The organism is Streptomyces sp. NPDC054932 (assembly GCF_053610205.1).
In genome coordinates this window covers 1-17,357 of the sequence record NZ_JBSGXU010000011.1, presented here as the reverse complement: position 1 = coordinate 17,357, position 17,357 = coordinate 1, and the positions used below count along the sequence as shown (strand labels likewise).

The 17,357-nt window shown below is 67.7% G+C and carries 14 protein-coding genes and 6 pseudogenes; 9 read left to right on the top strand and 11 right to left on the bottom strand.

All coding sequences use genetic code 11. The features are described from left to right. Positions 1–48 precede the first annotated feature (48 nt). Positions 49–672, top strand: a pseudogene (locus tag ACWGE1_RS05120) (IS5 family transposase); the annotation flags it as partial. 51 nt (positions 673–723) lie between these two features. Here the strand turns inward: ACWGE1_RS05120 and ACWGE1_RS05115 are convergent. Next, positions 724–1,437, bottom strand: a complete 714-nt coding sequence (locus tag ACWGE1_RS05115) for an alpha/beta fold hydrolase (RefSeq protein ID WP_314254844.1) — start codon at positions 1,435–1,437, stop codon at positions 724–726. A 426-nt stretch (positions 1,438–1,863) separates the two neighbouring features. Between ACWGE1_RS05115 and istA the strand changes: the two genes are divergently transcribed. Both istA and istB read left to right on the top strand, forming a co-directional pair. After that, positions 1,864–3,504 carry an IS21 family transposase gene (gene istA, locus ACWGE1_RS05110; protein ID WP_453419237.1) on the top strand — a complete coding sequence of 547 codons (1,641 nt, stop codon included), beginning with the start codon at positions 1,864–1,866 and terminating at the stop codon, positions 3,502–3,504. Beyond that, a complete protein-coding gene (gene istB / locus ACWGE1_RS05105; protein WP_450213032.1) occupies positions 3,501–4,301 on the top strand; it encodes an IS21-like element helper ATPase IstB in 801 nt (266 codons plus the stop codon). The genes istA and istB overlap by 4 nt, the downstream gene beginning before the upstream one ends. A 12-nt stretch (positions 4,302–4,313) precedes the next feature. Here the strand turns inward: istB and ACWGE1_RS05100 are convergent, their stop codons facing one another. Beyond that, the gene (locus tag ACWGE1_RS05100; RefSeq protein ID WP_453419173.1) at positions 4,314–5,309 is read right to left on the bottom strand and encodes a hypothetical protein; all 996 of its coding nucleotides are present in this window, start codon (positions 5,307–5,309) and stop codon (positions 4,314–4,316) included. A 188-nt stretch (positions 5,310–5,497) separates the two neighbouring features. Here ACWGE1_RS05100 and ACWGE1_RS05095 point away from each other — a divergent pair, with 188 nt between their 5' ends. Beyond that, positions 5,498–5,737, top strand: coding sequence for an isoamylase early set domain-containing protein (locus tag ACWGE1_RS05095; RefSeq protein WP_453419172.1), 240 nt, complete (start codon positions 5,498–5,500; stop codon positions 5,735–5,737). A 188-nt stretch (positions 5,738–5,925) separates the two neighbouring features. Here the strand turns inward: ACWGE1_RS05095 and ACWGE1_RS05090 are convergent, their stop codons facing one another. After that, entirely contained in the window at positions 5,926–6,348 is a 423-nt protein-coding gene (locus tag ACWGE1_RS05090; RefSeq protein ID WP_453419171.1) for a hypothetical protein, read from the bottom strand. Between the two features lie 316 nt (positions 6,349–6,664). Between ACWGE1_RS05090 and ACWGE1_RS05085 the strand changes: the two genes are divergently transcribed. Further along, positions 6,665–7,168 carry an IS5 family transposase gene (locus tag ACWGE1_RS05085; RefSeq protein ID WP_453419170.1) on the top strand — a complete coding sequence of 168 codons (504 nt, stop codon included), beginning with the start codon at positions 6,665–6,667 and terminating at the stop codon, positions 7,166–7,168. Between the two features lie 287 nt (positions 7,169–7,455). Here ACWGE1_RS05085 and ACWGE1_RS05080 read toward each other — a convergent pair whose 3' ends face one another. The 3 genes from ACWGE1_RS05080 to ACWGE1_RS05070 all read right to left on the bottom strand — a co-directional run bounded on the left by ACWGE1_RS05080 (position 7,456) and on the right by ACWGE1_RS05070 (position 11,170). After that, positions 7,456–7,929 carry a polyprenyl synthetase family protein gene (locus ACWGE1_RS05080; RefSeq protein WP_453419169.1) on the bottom strand — a complete coding sequence of 158 codons (474 nt, stop codon included), beginning with the start codon at positions 7,927–7,929 and terminating at the stop codon, positions 7,456–7,458. A gap of 520 nt (positions 7,930–8,449) precedes the next feature. Beyond that, positions 8,450–8,752, bottom strand: coding sequence for a hypothetical protein (locus tag ACWGE1_RS05075; RefSeq protein WP_453419168.1), 303 nt, complete (start codon positions 8,750–8,752; stop codon positions 8,450–8,452). Between the two features lie 117 nt (positions 8,753–8,869). Then, a complete protein-coding gene (locus ACWGE1_RS05070; protein WP_453419167.1) occupies positions 8,870–11,170 on the bottom strand; it encodes a tetratricopeptide repeat protein in 2,301 nt (766 codons plus the stop codon). Positions 11,171–11,298: 128 nt separating this feature from the next. On the opposite strand from ACWGE1_RS05070, the pseudogene ACWGE1_RS05065 reads away from it, so the two are divergent. Next, a pseudogene (locus ACWGE1_RS05065) lies at positions 11,299–11,451 on the top strand (NF041680 family putative transposase); the annotation flags it as partial. 3 nt (positions 11,452–11,454) lie between these two features. On the opposite strand, the pseudogene ACWGE1_RS05060 reads toward ACWGE1_RS05065, so the two are convergent. The 3 genes and pseudogenes from ACWGE1_RS05060 to ACWGE1_RS05050 all read right to left on the bottom strand — a co-directional run. After that, positions 11,455–11,622, bottom strand: a pseudogene (locus ACWGE1_RS05060) (IS630 family transposase); the annotation flags it as partial. Positions 11,623–11,735: 113 nt separating this feature from the next. Continuing rightward, positions 11,736–13,205 carry a group II intron reverse transcriptase/maturase gene (ltrA, locus tag ACWGE1_RS05055; protein ID WP_453419166.1) on the bottom strand — a complete coding sequence of 490 codons (1,470 nt, stop codon included), beginning with the start codon at positions 13,203–13,205 and terminating at the stop codon, positions 11,736–11,738. 593 nt (positions 13,206–13,798) lie between these two features. Then, positions 13,799–14,313 (bottom strand): annotated as a pseudogene (locus ACWGE1_RS05050) (winged helix-turn-helix domain-containing protein); the annotation flags it as partial. Between the two features lie 322 nt (positions 14,314–14,635). Here ACWGE1_RS05050 and ACWGE1_RS05045 point away from each other — a divergent pair. Continuing rightward, positions 14,636–14,800, top strand: a complete 165-nt coding sequence (locus ACWGE1_RS05045) for a hypothetical protein (protein WP_399750572.1) — start codon at positions 14,636–14,638, stop codon at positions 14,798–14,800. A gap of 169 nt (positions 14,801–14,969) precedes the next feature. Here ACWGE1_RS05045 and ACWGE1_RS05040 read toward each other — a convergent pair. After that, positions 14,970–15,235 (bottom strand): annotated as a pseudogene (locus tag ACWGE1_RS05040) (DUF4235 domain-containing protein). A gap of 582 nt (positions 15,236–15,817) precedes the next feature. Here ACWGE1_RS05040 and ACWGE1_RS05035 point away from each other — a divergent pair. Further along, a complete protein-coding gene (locus ACWGE1_RS05035; RefSeq protein WP_453419165.1) occupies positions 15,818–16,399 on the top strand; it encodes a DUF2231 domain-containing protein in 582 nt (193 codons plus the stop codon). Between the two features lie 108 nt (positions 16,400–16,507). On the opposite strand, the pseudogene ACWGE1_RS05030 reads toward ACWGE1_RS05035, so the two are convergent. Continuing rightward, positions 16,508–16,940 (bottom strand): annotated as a pseudogene (locus tag ACWGE1_RS05030) (hypothetical protein); the annotation flags it as partial. 220 nt (positions 16,941–17,160) lie between these two features. Here ACWGE1_RS05030 and ACWGE1_RS05025 point away from each other — a divergent pair. Further along, positions 17,161–17,322 carry a hypothetical protein gene (locus ACWGE1_RS05025; protein ID WP_030832548.1) on the top strand — a complete coding sequence of 54 codons (162 nt, stop codon included), beginning with the start codon at positions 17,161–17,163 and terminating at the stop codon, positions 17,320–17,322. The last annotated feature ends 35 nt before the right edge of the window (positions 17,323–17,357 follow it).

Below are 17,357 nucleotides of genomic sequence, written 5' to 3'. Positions count from 1 at the left end.
GCACGTTCATCCGTACGTGACTGGGCACGTTCATGTGTACGCCGACATCTGGCCGATGCGAAGGGTGCGATCGTGTGGGATCTGAGCGTCGATTCCACGGTGTGCCGCGCCCATCAGCATGCGGCTGGAGCGCGGAAGCAGGGTGATCTTCAGAAGGAACCACCGGGTGGTGTGTTCGCCGAGCCCGGAGATCATGCGCTGGGACGCTCGCGCGGCGGCTTCACCACCAAGGTGCACCTGGCCGTCGAGCAGGGCCAGAAGCCCATGTCGATCGTGGTAACGGCCGGGCAACGCGGCGACTCGCCGCAGTTCGAACCCGTGCTGAGGAAGGTCCGCGTGCCCCGCATCGGGCCGGGCCGGCCGCGCGTCCGTCCTGATCGGGTGCGTGCTGATAAGGCGTACGCCTCCCGCAAGAACCGCGCCTATCTGCGTCGCCGGGGGATCCGCTGCACCATCCCGGACAAGGTCGACCAGGCTCGACACCGCAAGCAGCGCGGCTCTCGCGGCGGCCGGCCGCCGAAGTTCGACCCACTCGACTACCGTGAGCGCCACGCGGTTGAGTGTGGGATCAACCGCCTCAAGAGGTACCGCGCCGTCGCCACGCGATACGACAAGCTAGCGGTCCGCTACGAGGTGACCGTCCTCATAGCGGCCATCGGCGAATGGCTGTGACCAGCACACATCAAGCGCGTCCAAAACAAGCCCGCAGGCGTGGAGGTGCTCTCACTCCACGGCAGCATTGAGGAGAATCTGCGCCAGCTCGCGCGGCTGGGAGAACATCGGCCAATGGCCGGTGTCCATCTTGTCCAGCCGCCAGCGCTTGCTGTTCAGCAGCTCGGCCACATCTTCGTCGGGCTCGGCGTCGTCTGGTTCGGCACCCGGCATCACGCACAGGATGTATGTCGCCGGAAGTTCACCGAGCGGCCCCGCCAGCACAGCGGGCTCGGTCAGCGTGGCACCTGGGTGAGGCGTCGAGCCACGCACGAGGCGTGCGATCTGCTCATCGGTGAGACCTTCGCCGTCGTAATGAGCAGCTGGCGCGAGCGGCCAAAACCCTCCGTTCTCGGCGATCGATGCCTCCAGTGCCGCCCCGCCGTCCGGCCAGGCGGAGACAAACGACTCGCCGTCAGTTGGAACACTTGAGTCGACGAATACCACGCGGGCCAGTCGGTCACCGATCCGCTCCGCGGCCTGACCGACCGGGATGCCCGAATAGCTGTGACCCACCAGGACTACGTCACGCAGACCCTGGCGTTCTACCTCGGCAACGATGTCCTGGACGTGAGTCGCTTGCCCCGCCGGTACACCCCGCTTGTCAGCAAGACCGGACAGCGTCAACGGATAGACGCCGTGGCCAGCCGCACGCAGATACGGCACCACCTCGCCCCACGCCCACGCCCCGAGCCGTGCACCTGCAACCAGCACGAAATTCACCATGCCCGCACCGTAGTCGGGCAGCCTGACGATCTCCTAGGAAATACTTTCGACACACGCCCTAGAGCCTGTTCTGAGTTGAGATCACGGGATCGGTCATTCCCGCTTCAGGAGGGTGCTGGGTGCGGTAGACCGGTCGCGTGACTCGTGGTGATCTGACCGATGCCGAGTGGGAGTTGATCGAGCCGCACCTGCCACTGGGGGCGTTCGGGCCGATCCCTGACTTGCGCAGCTACTTCAACGCTTTGATGTGAAGGTTCCGGACCGGCAGCCTGGCTTTAATCACGGAATCGTGACGTCAGTTGTTCACGAGTTTGGGAGTCACCCGAAACCACGGACGGGTGATGTTCACGAGTTTCGACGTCACCGGGGTACTTGCCAGGCAAGCATCGGGACTGCTCCTGGTGAAAGGCCCTGGTCATGCCGCAGATGTCGAAGGTCGAGCTGTACGCCGCGATCCGGCGCGACCACCGAGACGGCATGACGATGCGGGAGATCTCGCGCAAGTACAACGTGTCGTGGCGGACGATCAGGAAGGCTGTGGACTCGGTCTGGCCGGAGCCGAGGAAGAAGCTCCCGCCCCGGGCAACCGCGCTGGACCCGTACAAGGCGGTGGTCGACGGGATCCTGCGGGCGGACCTGGACGCGCCGCGCAAGCAGCGGCACACGGTCACCCGGATCTTTCACCGCCTGGTCGAAGAGCATGGTGCCGAGGTCTCCTACCAGCAGGTCCGCCGCTATGTCGCCGATCGCAAACCGCAGGTTCTCGTGGAATCGGGCAAGGCTCCGATCGAGGCGTTTGTCCCGCAGACGCACCAGCCCGGCATGGAGGCCGAGGTCGACTTCGGCGACGTGACCGTGAAGCTCGCCGGCGAGGTGGTGACCTGCTATCTGTTCTCCTTCCGTCTGTCCTACTCGGGCAAGTCCGTCCACCGTGTCTTCGCCTCCTGCGGGCAGGAGGCGTTCTTCGAGGGCCACGTCCACGCGCTGCGGACGCTGGGCGGGGTTCCGCGGAGCAAGGTCCGCTACGACAACCTGAAGGCGGCCGTCGCCCGGGTGCTGGGGCTGAGCCGGGCACGGGTGGAAGCCGACCGGTGGATCGCCTTCAAATCGCACTTCGGGATCGAGAGCTTCTACTGCCGGCCCGGCATCGAGGGCGCCCACGAGAAGGGCGGCGTCGAGGGCCAGATCGGCTACTTCCGCCGCAACCACTTCGTGCCGGTGCCGGAGGTCGAGTCGCTGGCGGAGCTGAACGAGCTGGTCGAGCAGTGGGACCGGCACGACGGGCGGCGCCGGATCGGGTCCAGGGCACGGACGATCGACGAGTACTTCGAGGACGAGCGCTCGCGGCTGCTGCCGCTGCCGGAGGATCCGTTCGAGACGGGGCGGGTGTTCACTCCGCGGGTCGACCGCTACGGCCAGATCGCGGTCCGCACCAACCGCTACTCGGTGCCGGTGAGGCTGATCGGCAAGCGAGTCCGGGTGCTGCTGCACGCCTCTCACCTGGTGGTCTACGACAAGAGCGTCGAGATGGCCCGGCACGAGCGGCTGATCGCCAAGGGCAGCTGTCGGCTGGAGCTGGATCACTACCTGGAGGCCCTGATCCGCAAGCCGGGCGCCTTTCCCGGCGCGACCGCGCTCGACCAGGCCCGCTCCGCGGGGAAGTTCACCCCTGTCCATGACGCCTGGTGGGCCGCGGCGGTCCGAGCGCACGGCGACACCGAGGGCACCCGGGCTCTGATCGAGGTGCTGCTGCTGGGCCGCCACCTCGCACACGAGCACATCGTCGCCGGCCTGGCCACCGCACTGCGGGCCGGGGCTTTGGCCGCGGACGCGGTTGCGCTGGAGGCCCGCAAGGCCGCCCAGGCCGAGGACGAACCCGCTGCCGCCAAGGTCTCGGCGCCGCGGCCGGCTGCGGGGCTGGGAGGGGCGAGCGTGACGTTCCTGCACGAGTGGAAGCTCAACCATCTTCCGCCGGACACCAGGCCGCTGCCCTCGGTGACCCACTACGACCAGTTGCTCCGACACCGCCGCGCCGGCGGTGACCTGCGAGAGAGAGAAGCTCCATGACCACCCTGCCCCGCCAGCGGAACCTGACAGAGCAGGCCGCGACCACGGCCATCGACACCGCCTGCCGACTGCTGCGGCTGCCGTCGATCCGCAACGAATTCGCCGAGATCGCCGACCGGGCCGCGAAGGATCAGATGACCTACCGGGGCTTCCTCGCCGAGCTGCTGATGACTGAATGCGACGACCGGGCCCGACGCCGCTCGGAGCGCCGGATCAAGGCTGCCGGGTTCCCCCGGGACAAGTCGCTGAGGACCTTCGACTTCGACGCCAATCCCAACATCGACCCGGCTGTGGTCAACACCCTCGCCAGCTGCGAGTGGATCAAGAAGAGCCAGCCGCTCTGCCTGATCGGCGACTCCGGAACAGGCAAGTCCCACATGCTCATCGCGCTGGGCACCGAGGCCGCGATGCAGGGCTACCGCGTCCGCTACACGCTCGCCACCAAGCTGGTGAACGAGCTGGTGGAGGCCGCCGATGAGAAGCAGCTGAACAAGACGATCGCCCGCTACGGCCGTGTCGACCTGCTCTGCATCGACGAGCTCGGCTACATGGAACTCGACCGCCACGGCGCCGAACTCCTCTTCCAGGTCCTGACCGAACGCGAGGAGAAGAACAGCGTCGCCATCGCTTCCAACGAGTCGTTCGGTGGCTGGACCAAGACCTTCACCGACCCCCGCCTCTGCGCGGCCATCGTCGACCGCCTCACCTTCAACGGCACCATCATCGAGACCGGCACCGACTCCTACCGCCTCGCCTCGACCCGGGCGCGGACCGAAGCGCCCGCCAAAGCCGGCTGACCGCTGCATGGTTCAGCTTGATGGTCCTCCACCCCAAGGATCGTCAAGCACTGTTTCGGGGATGTTCGCCGTGAGCATCTCGCCGATGCAGCTGCGCAGCCCGACGCCGGTGGGGTCGATCCAGGTGAGCCACGGCACCGGCTGGAGCAGGCCGTCGTATTGACGGGTGCCAGGGTCGGTGAGGAGGGCGCAGAGCTCGTCGGGGGCGGGGTCGGTGACCAGGCACAGCCAGGCCAGACCGGCGCCGATGCGGACCTCGGGCGGTCGTCCGGGATCCGACCACAGGCCCCGGGCCCACCTGGGAGCGTGTTCATCCTGGTGTTCGCGGGCGAGCTGGGCGATCGCCAGGATCAGGCTCACCCGCACTACCGCATCGTCTTCCTTCGCCAGCCTGGACTGCAGAGCAGAGGAGACGTGCGAAAGCTCGCCGGTCGCCGCCGCCAGAACGTAGGCGGTCACAGAGCGGACCTCGGGGTCGGGGTCGGAGAGAAGCGGAAGCAGACAGTGAAGGTCGTCCGTGACGGCCTGACGGGCAGCCTGGATCGTCCAGTCCACCGGGCACATCGTGCTGCCCTCGATCATCAACGGCTCCTCGGCGACCTGGAGCAGGCCTTCCCGCGATCCGTCCCCCATGTGCTGACACCGGCCGATCTCGGCGACCAGGCGAAGGGTTCGGGCACGGAGTTCGGGGCGCGCGGTCGCCGCGATCCGGAGCAGGAATGGCACCGCCAGTGCTCCCACCGCGATCGTGCCGCCCTGGTGGTGAAGACTCGTCCAGAGCTGCCACAAGGCCCTGTCGGCAGCTTCGGCGTCCCCGGACGCGAGCGTGGCGAGCAGGCCGGGAATCTCCTCGCCCGGGCCGTAGAAGTGCGGGAACCGCTGCCAGGGGACCTCGTCGTACCTGAACCCGTCCTTGACCTCCCGCGGGATCGCGCTGACGGCCGCCCGCACGTCGCAGTCCGTGCCGACCCACCTTTCCGGCCAGTCGTCCCAACGGTCATCGTCCACGGCTTGGCCTTCCAGTCCATCAACAGCATCCGAACGCCGGGAGTCTAACGACCGGTGATCAAGAGACGGACCGCTTCTGCCGCACTCCGGTGGCACTGCACCACGGCGACGTCATTTCTCGTGAGCATCTGCAGCACTCAAGATCGCCAACTGCTGCCCAAACTGCTGGTCAAACGCTGCTACTTCACGTGAACGAAGCCATGCCCCAGGACACACCGCAGGGGCCGGTCAGCGTGGTCGGAGACTTCAATCACTGGAACCCCGCCGCCCACCCCCTCGAACCCCGGGGCGACGGCACCCGCGCGGCCGAGGTCTTCCTCCCCGCGCACAGCAGCCACTCGTTCCGCTACCTCGCGGCCGGCGACTACTGGTTCGACGACGAACAAGCCGATCACCACGACGGCATCAACAGTCGCGTCCACACCTGATCCCGCACTCGCTGGTCCCGCCAGCACAACATCGCGGCCCATGAACCTCCGCAGCTAGGGTTGTTTCACAAGTCCCGTTGGCTGCGAATCGGGTCGCTTTGACGCAATTCAGCCACGCCGTTCGATGGAAAGGGGTCAGCCAGGCACTGTCCCGGCGATCAACAGTGGAAACCTCTTGGGCCGAGCGATCACGCATCCGTCGCCGCGCCAAGGTAAGGGGCGAAATGCTCGGCGACCTCTGCCGCCACAGCCACCGCGTCGAGCGTCCCGTCGACTTCGATGACGCGGATGCCGAGGCGGCGGGCGTTCTGTGCTGCGTCCTCGGCGACCAGCCGGTCACGGGCGAGACGGTTGGTCTGGGAGCGGGCCGGGTCAGTGACAGGGACGTTGAGAGTTCCCGCGCGTGGGAGGGTCCGGAGTTGGTGCTCCCGGAAGCCCTCGGTGGGGACGAGAACGACCATTCGCCGGAGTGAGTCGAGCAGCGGCGCGACCAGCTCCGGTCGCAGGCCCCATCCCTCAGCGATCGCCGGCCGGGCGGTGAACAGTGCGCGCAGGTCGTCCAACGCCCATTCGAAGCGGACCGGGAAGCCGGCCAGCGTCTCGGCGGCCATCTCCTCCGGACCCTGGTCCAACCAGACATGGTCCGGGGGTGGGATCTCCCACGGGCTCACCAAGGGCGACCCGACGCGCGATCCGGCGATCCTGATGGCCGCGGGCGTCGTGATAGTCGTAGTGGTACACCGTCAATCCGTACTTTCTGGCAATGACTTCGGCAACGGTGGTCTTGCCGGACCACTGTGCGCCGCCGATCCACAGCGCGCGCTGCAGGCTGCCATGTGGATCCCAGACGTCTGACATGAGTTTCCTCCCGTTCCCGAGCGGTGCAGCCTCCGCTCGGGAACGAGTTTCCTGGTTTGACAGCAGAAATTGCAGTCTTGTGTTCGCTGGGCGGTTGGCAGAGAGTGGAAAGGGAGGGGTGGTTCGTTCCCCTCGCGCTCCTGGCCGTGGCCGCTCAGTCGAGTCGCTGATACCACTATCGGGAGTAGGAGTGACCTGACGAATGCCCAGTGGGAGCGCCTGGAGCCGCTTCTGCCGATGAACAACGGGCGTTGTGGCAGGTGGAGGGACCATCGTCAGGTCGTGAACGGGGTGCTGTTCCGGATACGCACGGGCGTACAGTGGCGCGATCTGCCGGAGCGGTACGGACCGTGGAAGACGGTGCACGAGCGGCATCGCCGCTGGTCGGCGGACGGAACGCGGGAGATGCTCTTCCGGCGGATCCAGGCCAAGGCGGACGTGGCCGGCGAGATCGACTGGGACATCTCCGGTCGACTCGACATCCCTGCACGCGCACCACCACGCCGCCAGCGCCCGCCCCCAAAGGGGGCCGCGCCCGGACGGTCAAAACCGCTCGGGTCCGAGCGGGACTGATCGACCGCCAGGCGGACGTGGTCCTGAAGGTGAGGGCCTGGGCCGCTCGCGCGGCGAGTTCGCCACCAAGCTCCATCTGGGCGCGGACGTCGCTGCCGCCCGTTGTCCCTGGCCGTTACACCGGGACAACGGGCGCACTGGACCCAGTTCGAGCCGGTACTGGAGAAGATCCGCGTCCCGCAAGACCGGACCGGTCAGGCCCCGCAAGAAGCCTGACAACCTGGCGGCGGGCCTACAGCGATTGCGCATGCCCCGGTGCAGACTTTGTCGCCCGGCACGTCGCCGAACTAGAGCCCGCCGCCAGCGTTTTCCACCCCCACGCAACGGTCACGGATCATTCGTTCGACGCTGTCGCGGGCTCCAGTGTCAGCAATGATGCGGCGGACAACGTCGGCCTGGGCGTCGGTGAGGCCGGGGTGGGCGAGAAGCCGGCGTAGCTGGTCTGCCTGGTCGGGGTGGGCACTGTGAAGGGCGAGAGCGGTGAGCGCAGTGTGCTTGCCGTCACGCAGATCGTCTCCGACGGGTTTTCCGGTCTGGGTCTGGGTGCCCCAGATGCCCAGGAGGTCGTCGCGGAGCTGGAAGGCCTCGCCCAGGGGGAGGGCGATGGCGCTGAGGGCCATCAGCCGCCCAGCCGACGGCCCGCCGGCCAGCTGAAAGCCGCGAACCGACGCCGCGATCAACGTCAGCAGCGCCACATACCCGCTGGCGGCAACCCCCGCGCGGACCTCAGGACTCGTGATCGCGTCGAAGACCTCCGGCACAGCTCCTCGCCTTCCGCCGAGGTAGGCATGAGGGCCGACTCGTACGGCCGGTAGGCCGGATCCGTCACCACGTACGTACTCGCACCGCCGCGGATCTCCACCCGCCGGGCCTGCAGAGCGGCCAGTTGCCGCTCGCTGGGTACGGAGCTCACCATCCCGCCCCGGGCGGCCTGCCACATGTCGAACACGGGATAGCTCCGACGCAGGTCCCGCACATGGTCAGGCGAGAGCGCCGGGAGAGGTCCGGACGGCATGATCCTCCTCTGTTGATCCGAATACGCCACCAGGCCGCCATACGACGCGGCCGAAGTGACCCTCCCCACCAGTTGACCCGTACCCTTACCGGTGGCTCGCCCGAGGCACGGGATCTCTCACACCGCGACGCGTGTATCGCGCGCCAGCCGGCGCGCCGGATGGGCTCTCCCGTGCGACGCCCCGCGCCCGCCCGGACGCCGCTCCGCGCAACGGAGCCCGCGCATCTTCCGGTGTGGGGGCTCCGCCAGGGGCGTAGGCCTGGCCGTCAGCTGTCCTTGCCTCCCGAGAGGGCGTCGGCGAGTTCGTCGTGGCTCATGCCCGACCGACCGCGGATGCCGGCCTTGGTGGCCTTCTCGTACAGCTCGGCCTTGGTCAGTGACTGCAGCGACCGGCCTGGGGTACCGGCCCGCTTCTTCGCGGCAGGCTTCTTCCTCGACCTTGTGGTGTGGGAGGTGCTGGCCTTCTCGCCGGTGTCCTTGGGGCTGCGGGCCCGCTCGACGGACGCGCGCAGGGCCTCCATGAGGTCGACGACGCCGGTGGGCTTTGCGGCCGGCTCGGCCTTCTCCACGGTCTCGCCTGCGGCCTTGGCCTGGATCAGCGCCTTGATCTTCTCCTGGAACGTGTCGTGGAAGGCTTCGTACGGCGCACCCGCTTTCGGGGTGGCGGGGCTCTGAACCCTCGTAGGTCATTCACCGTCAGGGGTGTTGGCGGCGCGCTGGTACCAGACTTGTGCCTCGGCCGTGCGGCCGGTGTTCTTGAGCAGCAGCGCGAGGTTGTTCATGGCGAGGTTGTTTCCGGCGTCGGCGGCGCGTTGGTACCAGGTTTCTGCCTCGGCTGTGCGGCCGGTGTTCTCCAGCAGCACTCCGAGGTTGTTCATGGCGCCGTTGTTTCCGGCGTCGGCGGCTTGCTGGTACCAGGTTTCTGCCTCGGCTGTGCGCCCGGTGTTGGCCAGCAGCACTCCGAGGTTGTCCATGGCTCTGCTGCTTCCGGCGTCGGCGGCTTTCCGGTACCAGGTTTCCGCCTCGTTGGTGCGGCTGGTGTTCTCCAGCAGCACTCCGAGGTTGTCCATGGCGTCGATCTGTCCGGCATCGGCGGCTTTCCGGTACCAGGCTTCCGCCTCGTTGGTGCGGCCGGTGTTGGCCAGCAGCACTCCGAGGTTGTTCATGGCGTCGATCTGTCCGGCATCGGCGGCTTTCCGGTACCAGGCTTCCGCCTCGTTGGTGCGGCCGGTGTTGGCCAGCAGCAGTCCGAGGCTGAACATGGCTCCGCTGTTTCCGGCGTCGATGGCTTTTCGGTACCAGGTTTCTGCCTCGTTGGTGCGGCCGGTGTCGGCCAGCAGCAGTCCGAGGTTGTTCATGGCGTTGATCTGTCCGGCGTCGGCGGCTTTCCGGTACCAGGTTTCCGCCTCGTTGGTGCGGCCGGTGTTGGCCAGCAGCAGTCCGAGGCTGTGCATGGCGCCGTCGTGTCCGGCGTCGGCGGCTTGCTGGTACCAGGTTTCCGCCTCGTTGGTGCGGCCGGCGGCCTCCAGCACCACTCCGAGGTTGTGCAAGGCGTCGATCTGTCCGGTGTCGGCCGCTTTCCGGTACCAGGATTCTGCCTCGTTGGTGCGGCCGGTGTTGGCCAGCAGCAGTCCGAGGTTGGTCATGGCGTCGGTGTGTCCGGCGTCGGTGGCCTTCCGGTACCAGGCTTCCGCCTCGTTGGTGCGGCCGGTGTTCTCCAGCAGCACTCCTAGGTTGTTCATGGCGCTGATGTGTCCGGCGTCGGTGGCCTTCCGGTACCAGGTTTCCGCCTCGTTGGTGCGGCCGGCGTCCTCCAGCAGCAGTCCGAGGTTGGTCATGGCACCGGTGTGCCCGGTCTCGGTGGCCTTCCGGTACCAGGTTTCCGCCTCGTTGGTGCGGCCGGCGTCCTCCAGCAGCACTCCTAGGTTGTTCATGGCGCTGATGTGTCCGGCGTCGGCCGCTTTCCGGTACCAGGTTTCCGCCTCGTCGATGCGGTCAGCCTCTTTCAGCAGCCGCGCGAGACTGAACATGGCGTCGGAGCCTCCGGCTTCGGCGGCCCGTTGGTGGCGCTCGTCGTCGGTTTCCGGAGCCTCCGCGGCAGGGCCGGTAGTTGGCCCAGGTGCGAGGTGTGCCGAGCGCAGGCGTGCGCCGACCTCCTTGGCAGTGAGGGGACGGTCGGCGGGGTCTTTGGCAAGGAGGGAGGTGATGAGGGCGTCGATGCCGGGCGGTATGGCGGGCCGGTGGGTGCTGGGCGGTTCGGGAGTGGTGGACAGGTGCATGGCGATGACGGCGTACGCGGAGTCCGCGGTGAACAGGGGACGCCCGGTGAGGAGCTCGTACAGGCTGACACCCAGGGCGTACAGGTCGGCCGAGTGCGTCGGTGTCTGGCCTCTGAGCTGTTCGGGAGCCATGTAGAGAGGGCTGCCGAGCAGCGCTCCGGCCGTGGTCAGGCCGATCGTGCCGTCCTGGATCTGGACGATCCCGAAGTCGCAGATCTTGACGGTGCCGTCGTCCAGGAGCATGAGGTTGGCCGGCTTGATGTCGCGGTGCACGATGTTCTGCGTGTGTGCGGCGGCCAGCCCGTCGCACACCTGGGCGCCGTACTCCAGCACCTTCTCCGGGGGAAGCCCGCCGGGGTGGTCCTCGTGCAGGACCGTCGCGAGATCACGCCCTTGAAGGAACTCCATGACGAGGAACGGGGAGACTTCCACCTGCCCGCCGTCTTGCGTCTCCTTGTGCTCGCCCAGGTCGTGGACGATGGCGATGTTGCGGTGGTTCAGCCGGGCGGCCGCCTCGCCCTCACGGCGGAAGCGGGCCAGGACCTGGGCGGCCAGCCGGTCGTCACGCAGATGTGAGGCGAGCACCATCTTGATCGCGACGGTGCGGCGCAGCCTCAGATCGGATGCCGCCCACACCTCGCCCATACCGCCGTGCCCCAACCGGCTGTCGAGTCGGTAGCGGCCCGCCAACTCCATCCCCCTGTACATGCAGGTCACCGTATGCGACCCGCCCGCGATGGGACAATTCACCAGCAGCCTGTGATGTGGAGCGGGACCGGCGCTGCTGGACATCGCAGCCGGCTGCGGCGGTGATGAGGAATCACGAAAGCGGCCAGACCCGCTCTCGAGTGAGACGGGGGTTCAGGAACCTGTGGGCGAAGACGGGCACGCCAGCCGGTGCGCCGAAACCCACCAGCCCGGGCCCCGGGCGGCCGCTTGGCTCCAAGAACCGACAGCCGGCCACCCGCTACGACGTCGGACGAGTCCTCGCACCGGCGAGTCCTACACCCGACCCGCGCACCACAAGCAAGTTTGTAGCAGCACAGGGCTGCGATGGAGAAGCGTCGCTGGGAACGGCCGCGGACCCGGATGACCGGTGTCGTTCCGCGACGGCTCCAGGTGCGGGAGGTCGGCGGCATCATCGAGAAGCCCGCTTCGTCGCTGAGTAGGCCCGGGGCGCGGTGCCGGGATTGCTCCCGGTCCGTTTCCCCGGACCTCTCGCCGAACCCGCCGTGCCTATTACTAGGCAACGGGCTCTCCACGGTCTCTTCCGTCAGGTGGTTGCAGGGGTCCAGGGAGTGGGGATCGTGTTGCCGCGGTAGCGATACCGGGTGACCGGGATCGCGCTGATCTTCCGCAACTCGATCTCGCCCACGCTGATCGGCCGCCACCGCCCGGTGGGGGTGGTGAGCCGTCCGCGGACGTCCGTCCAGTTCCAGCGATGCCGCTCTTGCAGCAGCCGGATGACTCGCCACCGGACGAGGTTGTCCAGATTGCTGAAGGTGCGCTTCGCGACGGCATGCCTGAAGTAGTTGGCCCATCCGTGGGTGACCTGGTTGAGGTTCACCAGGACCACGGCCAGGTCCTGCTGCGATGTCCTGTGGGTGAGGGTACGGATCTTCGCCTTCACCGATCGGAGTGGCCGGTCGGCGATGAAGGTGTAGACGTACCACTTGTCCGTTCCGCGTTTGCGGCGCCACTGGATGTGGAACCCCAGAAAGTCGAACCCCTCGCTCAGGTGCACCAGTTGGGTCTTGGCTTCCGAGAGCCGCAACCCGATCGGTGCGAGGACCTGGACGATCCCCTCGCGCAGTGCCTCGGTGTCCTGTCTGGTCCCTTTGACCAGGACGACGAAGTCGTCCGCGTAGCGGACCAGCCGCCACGAGGGCAGGCCCCTGGCAACCCGACGTTCACGCCGACTGCTGGTGGACAGTTCCCCGTCCGGTTCCCATGGCCGGTGCAGGCGCTCATCGAGCGCCGACAGGGCGATGTTCGCCAGAAGCGGGGAGATGATGCCCCCTTGCGGCGTGCCGGTGAATGTCTCCTGATGTTCTCCGAGCTCCGTGAGGAGGCCGGACTTCAGGAATGCCTTCACCAATGCCAGTACTCGTTTGTCTTTGATCCTCTTCCGAACGCGGTCCATCAGTGCAACGTGGTCGATCTCGTCGAAGCACGCCGCGATGTCCGCGTCCAGCACCCATCGGTAGCCGTGGGTGCCATAGAAGTGGATCTCGGCAATCGCGTCCTGAGCCCGCCGTCTGGGCCGGAAGCCGTAGGAGACCGGCTTGAAGTCGGCCTCGAAAATCGGCTCCAGCACCAGCTTCAGCGCGGCCTGGACGACCCGGTCAGCGATCACGGGAATCCCCAGCCGCCGCACCTTCCCCGACCCGCCCGGTTTGGGAATCTTGCGCTCCCGCACCGGTAGCGGCCGGAACAAGCCCTGCCTGAGCTGGGCCCGTAGGTCGTCCAGGAATCCGGGGACCCCGAGTCGCTCCTCGACGTCGGCGACCGTGAGGCCGTCCACGCCGGGAGTACGGGCTCCCCGGTTGCCGGCGACCCGGTCAAACGCCACGATCAGCGTCGCCGGGTCGTGCACGAGGTTGAACAGATCATCGAACCGGCGGCCAGGATCGGCCGCCGCCCAACGGTGAAGCTTGGCCTGCATCTCCGATACCCGCTGACGCGGCCCTACCGGGGCCGACTCCAGCAGGGCGCCGCTGTTCAGCGGTGCGTCTTTCGGCATTGCAGTCTCCTTGCTCTCTCGATACCGCTGCCGCCCTTCCCCATGTGCTCGGGCTTTCCCCGGCTCGGAGTACTACGGCGGCTCCGCCCCACACGGCCCGTTCGGCGGTCGATGCGCCTATCCCCACCAGCTGACTGGAGGCCCGCAAGAGAGGAGTTGAGACCGGTGGTTCCCGTGTTCACTGTGATTCGCTCGTCGAAGTAGGAGCCCGACTGTGTCCCTGCGGCATCGCCACGAGTACGCCGTAGTCCTTCCTCGTGGCCTCCCGGACGGCTTCGAAATACCGGCCAAGGAGTTCCCCACCGCGAACGGCGGCGAGTGCGCACCGCTTCCGGCCCAGATCCACCAGGTTCGAGCCGGTGTAGTCGTTAAGAGACGTAAAGACGCCGGTTCCTCGCGTACTCCTCTCCGTCCCGTTCGCCGGACCCGCACCATCCTGGCAGTACTGGCACGTCCCGGCTTTGTCAGGGCCGCTCCCGCCCTCCCCGGCATCACCCGGATCAGGCTGCCCTCAGCTCCACCTCCCTGCTACGACAGGTCAGCGGTGAAGGTCTCTCACCTCCACACGAATCACAGCGCCTCACGGCGCAACTCGAAGACGATCCAGGCCCCGAGCGCCGCCGCGGTGCTTCCACGTGCGGCCACACGTCCTTCACCCAGCCGGCCACCGCCGCCTCGTCACGTTCGACCGCTCGACGGGCCGGAACCTGATGACGCGAGCCGTGTCTCCGCAGCATCTGCGAGATACCCGACAGCGTCATCGACTTGTGGAACCTGCGGCCGATCAGGGTCTTGATCCTGGCCAGCGTCCATCCCTGGTCCGGCCAGCCATGCGCGACCGGGCCTTTGGCCAGCTCCTCCTCAAGCACCGCGAACAGCGCGTCGCTCAACTTCGGTCGGGACGCCGTGCCATGGGAACGGACCGCGTCCTGACCGTCCTCCCGCCATGCCCGCCGCCACCGCTGGACCGACCGGACGCTGACCCGTGACGCCTTCGCGATCTCCGTACTGCCCGCCCCTCGGCGAACATACCGACCGCTTCCGTTCGGACCCGCTCACGGAAAGCTTGCCTCTCCGCGGTCAGACCCCCACCCTGCGGATACCTCATACCTCCGGCATACCGCGACAAGCAGCAACCGTCAGCCCCTACGACAAGACCTCGTCATCCTCCTGATCGGTGCCTTCTGGTATGGGAGCCGACGCAGGCGCCGCGGAGTTCCGCCGACCAAGCAGAATCCCGTCGCGCAACGCCGCGCGGACTCCTGGCAGACCCCGGAAGAGCACGCGCGCGATCAAAAGGACCAAGAGTATCCCCGGCCTTGAGTGGACGGACCGGACCCGCTGATCCGTGGACCCGGAATAGCCGAATGGATATCAGGGACCCGCAGGCTCGTGCAGTTGCGAGAAGAAGAGACTTCACCGGAGGAAAAATGACGCACGGAGAGAACGACCGCATCACCTATCACGACGGACGGCCGGATCCGCAGAAGGGGCGGATCGAGGAGGTCCGCGACGAGGGCCCGCATGCGGTGTACCGGGTGCGGAACGAGGAGACCAACGAAATCCAGGTCATCACGCAGGGCCAGATCGACTGAAGCGTCCGTCCACCCGCGGCAGGGCTCCGAAGTGTGGGCATGGCCGCCCGGCTGCGCCCCGAGCGCACGTTCAGCCATGGTGAGTCACCATCTCCGGTGAAGGCGGGGGTGCTGGACGGTTCGGGCGGCGCCGGCCTGATCGGGGAAGAGGGCCGGCACCGCCGGTGGGTCAGCCCGGCCAGGCTCCGGTCACACGACGTATGGCCACGGCGCCCGATCGCTCGACCGACGACTTGACCACGGCGAAGATCGCTCCCTGGATCGCAGCGGCGAGCAGGAGCTGCGTCCACGTGCGGTCTTCGTCAGTGGCGTCCGGGGCATCACCCTCACCTTCGATGATCTTCAGGCCTGCTTGAACACAGCCCCCGCGACCATGCCGCTCGCCGCCCCGAGGAGGAGCCCGACGGGCTTGTAGGCAGCGCCGGAGGCCTTCATCGGCGACGTGCGCGGCTGCGACGCACCAGCACGAGGGCGATGATCACGGCGCCGGCGACCAGGAGCGGGGTGCGGTTGCCTCGTGTGGCCCTCGCAGCTTGGTCGGCCCTCTCGAGCAGCGGGCCGGGGGTCATGTCCGCCGCGTACTGTCCGGCGCGAGTCGCGCCGTCCCACACCTGCGTGGCGGCCTGGGCGGTCTTGTCCAGGACCGAGCCGGGGGTGTGTCCCGCACCAGCCGGGCGGCTTGTTCCGCCTTCTCGCGGATCTGGTCGGCGATGAGGGAAGCCTTCTCGACGGTTCGCTGCTTCATGGCGGCGGTCTTCTCCTTGGTTCGGGCCTTGCTTGTCGGCCTTGGCTGCCAGAGCCTCGACGGTCTGGCTGAGCTCGTCGCGAGTGCGCTCGACGTTCTTGCGCCGCGCTTACCCCCGCACGGCCCCAGCACCCGCCCCACGAGCAAGAGCTCTGCGCGGGCCTTCGCAGCAGGACTGCAATGAAGAGACCACGACCCCTCGGCGGGCCTGTCGTTCGGGTGCAGTCGGCGCCAGGCCGGGATGGCGGCGTGGCAGGGGGTAGGCGTCGTGTATGAACTCACGCACCCTCGACACCTCGCCCGCTGCCGGGCCGACCGCGGCCCTCGACACTGCTTCGGCCTGCTGGCTGAAGACCCTGGACCGGCTCGAGCGAACCACGGTGGCCGATCCGGCCATCAGGGTGCTGCAGCGGGGAATCCGCTCCCTCCCTCTGGGCGGCATGCGCGATCTGCTGCGCGGCAGACCGCTGGGCCACCCCGTGCACCCCGTGCTGGTGCAGGTACCCATCGGATGCTGGCTGTCGGCCTCGGTACTCGACTTCGTGCCCGGGACACACCACGCGGCAACCACCCTGACCGCCGTCGGACTGGCCGGCGTCGCACCTGCAGCGGTCGCCGGCTGGGCGGACTGGGCGGACCTGCCGCCCGAGCAAGCCCGGGTCGGCCTGGCTCACGCAGCCTCCAACATCGCCGCGGTGGCCTGCTACACCACGTCCCTGACCGCACGGCTCCGCGGCCGCTCGGCGAAGGGCCGCCTGTGGGCCCTGGGCGGGATGGCTGCCGTAGCCGTGAGCGGTGCGCTGGGCGGGCACGTGGCCTACCGGCAGGCCGTAGGAGCGCACGCCGCAACGTGAGGGAGCCCCTGCGCGCCCGCTCCATCCCCCCTGAGGAGCCCCGATCGGATCTGAGCGCCGGTACGCCTCCCCACGAGCCTTCGCCGAGCCGCGTCTTCTTTCAGGAGGGGGCGTTGCGGTGTGGTCAGGGTGGTGGGGGGGTACGGCGAATCGTTTTGAGGCGGGCTTCCAGAAGGTGGTCGCGCCCGCCGGCCACCTCGACGACGATGTCGCGTTCCACCGCGGCAAAGGGCCGGTAGTAGGTGGCGTTGTAGGCCTCGATGATCTGGAACGTCCAGTGCCCCGGAATGACGTTGCGGCCGACGATCTCGCGCTCGACCAGGGCGGCCTGCTCCTCGTAGCCCGCCTCCCGCAAGAGGCGCGCCGCGTCGCCGAGCTCGAAGTCCGCCGTACCGGTCAGCTGATGGAACCCGTAGAGGTGGCCACGGGCCCGCTCCGTGGTTTCGAGGGCCTTCGAAAGCGCACCCAGAGCGCGCACCGTCTTCTCGTCGACGCCGTCCGGAACTCGGTGTGCCGGATCCATCTCCTGCTTGCTGTCCATGGGGATGTTCTGCCCCAAGGACGCCTCCCTGGTGGGGTAATTGGGCCAACCAGCGTAGGAAGGTCTCCCCGGATGCATCGGCTCCGAGGTGGCTCCGCCGAAGCGGGCTCGTGGAATGGAGGCAAGATCTCCTGCCCAGCCACCGGGATAAAAAACACATAAGAATCGAACGCATTTCCTGGATGCGGTCGGGCAGACGGTGCTTCGGAGGTTGATAACTATGGTTCCCCTGCTTCTCGTTCTTCTGCTGGTCCTGATCCTCTTCGGCGCGGGTTTCGCGGTGAAGATTCTCTGGTGGGTAGCGATCGCAGTCCTGATCCTGTGGCTGATCGGGTTCGTTGCCCGCCCGAAGGGCAGTAGCGGCCGCTGGTATCGCTGGTAGCCGTACGACAGCGCAGTTCTGACACTGCCTGGCGG

What these genes read in the sequence shown, in the direction of transcription:
- ACWGE1_RS05115 (WP_314254844.1), bottom strand. Translation starts at nt 1,437, where the DNA reads ATGGTGAATTTCGTGCTGGTTGCAGGTGCACGGCTCGGGGCGTGGGCG.
- istA (WP_453419237.1), top strand. Translation starts at nt 1,864, where the DNA reads ATGTCGAAGGTCGAGCTGTACGCCGCGATCCGGCGCGACCACCGAGAC.
- istB (WP_450213032.1), top strand. Translation starts at nt 3,501, where the DNA reads ATGACCACCCTGCCCCGCCAGCGGAACCTGACAGAGCAGGCCGCGACC.
- ACWGE1_RS05090 (WP_453419171.1), bottom strand. Translation starts at nt 6,348, where the DNA reads ATGGCCGCCGAGACGCTGGCCGGCTTCCCGGTCCGCTTCGAATGGGCG.
- ACWGE1_RS05070 (WP_453419167.1), bottom strand. Translation starts at nt 11,170, where the DNA reads ATGTACAGGGGGATGGAGTTGGCGGGCCGCTACCGACTCGACAGCCGG.
- ltrA (WP_453419166.1), bottom strand. Translation starts at nt 13,205, where the DNA reads ATGCCGAAAGACGCACCGCTGAACAGCGGCGCCCTGCTGGAGTCGGCC.
- ACWGE1_RS05045 (WP_399750572.1), top strand. Translation starts at nt 14,636, where the DNA reads ATGACGCACGGAGAGAACGACCGCATCACCTATCACGACGGACGGCCG.
- ACWGE1_RS05035 (WP_453419165.1), top strand. Translation starts at nt 15,818, where the DNA reads ATGAACTCACGCACCCTCGACACCTCGCCCGCTGCCGGGCCGACCGCG.
- ACWGE1_RS05025 (WP_030832548.1), top strand. Translation starts at nt 17,161, where the DNA reads ATGGTTCCCCTGCTTCTCGTTCTTCTGCTGGTCCTGATCCTCTTCGGC.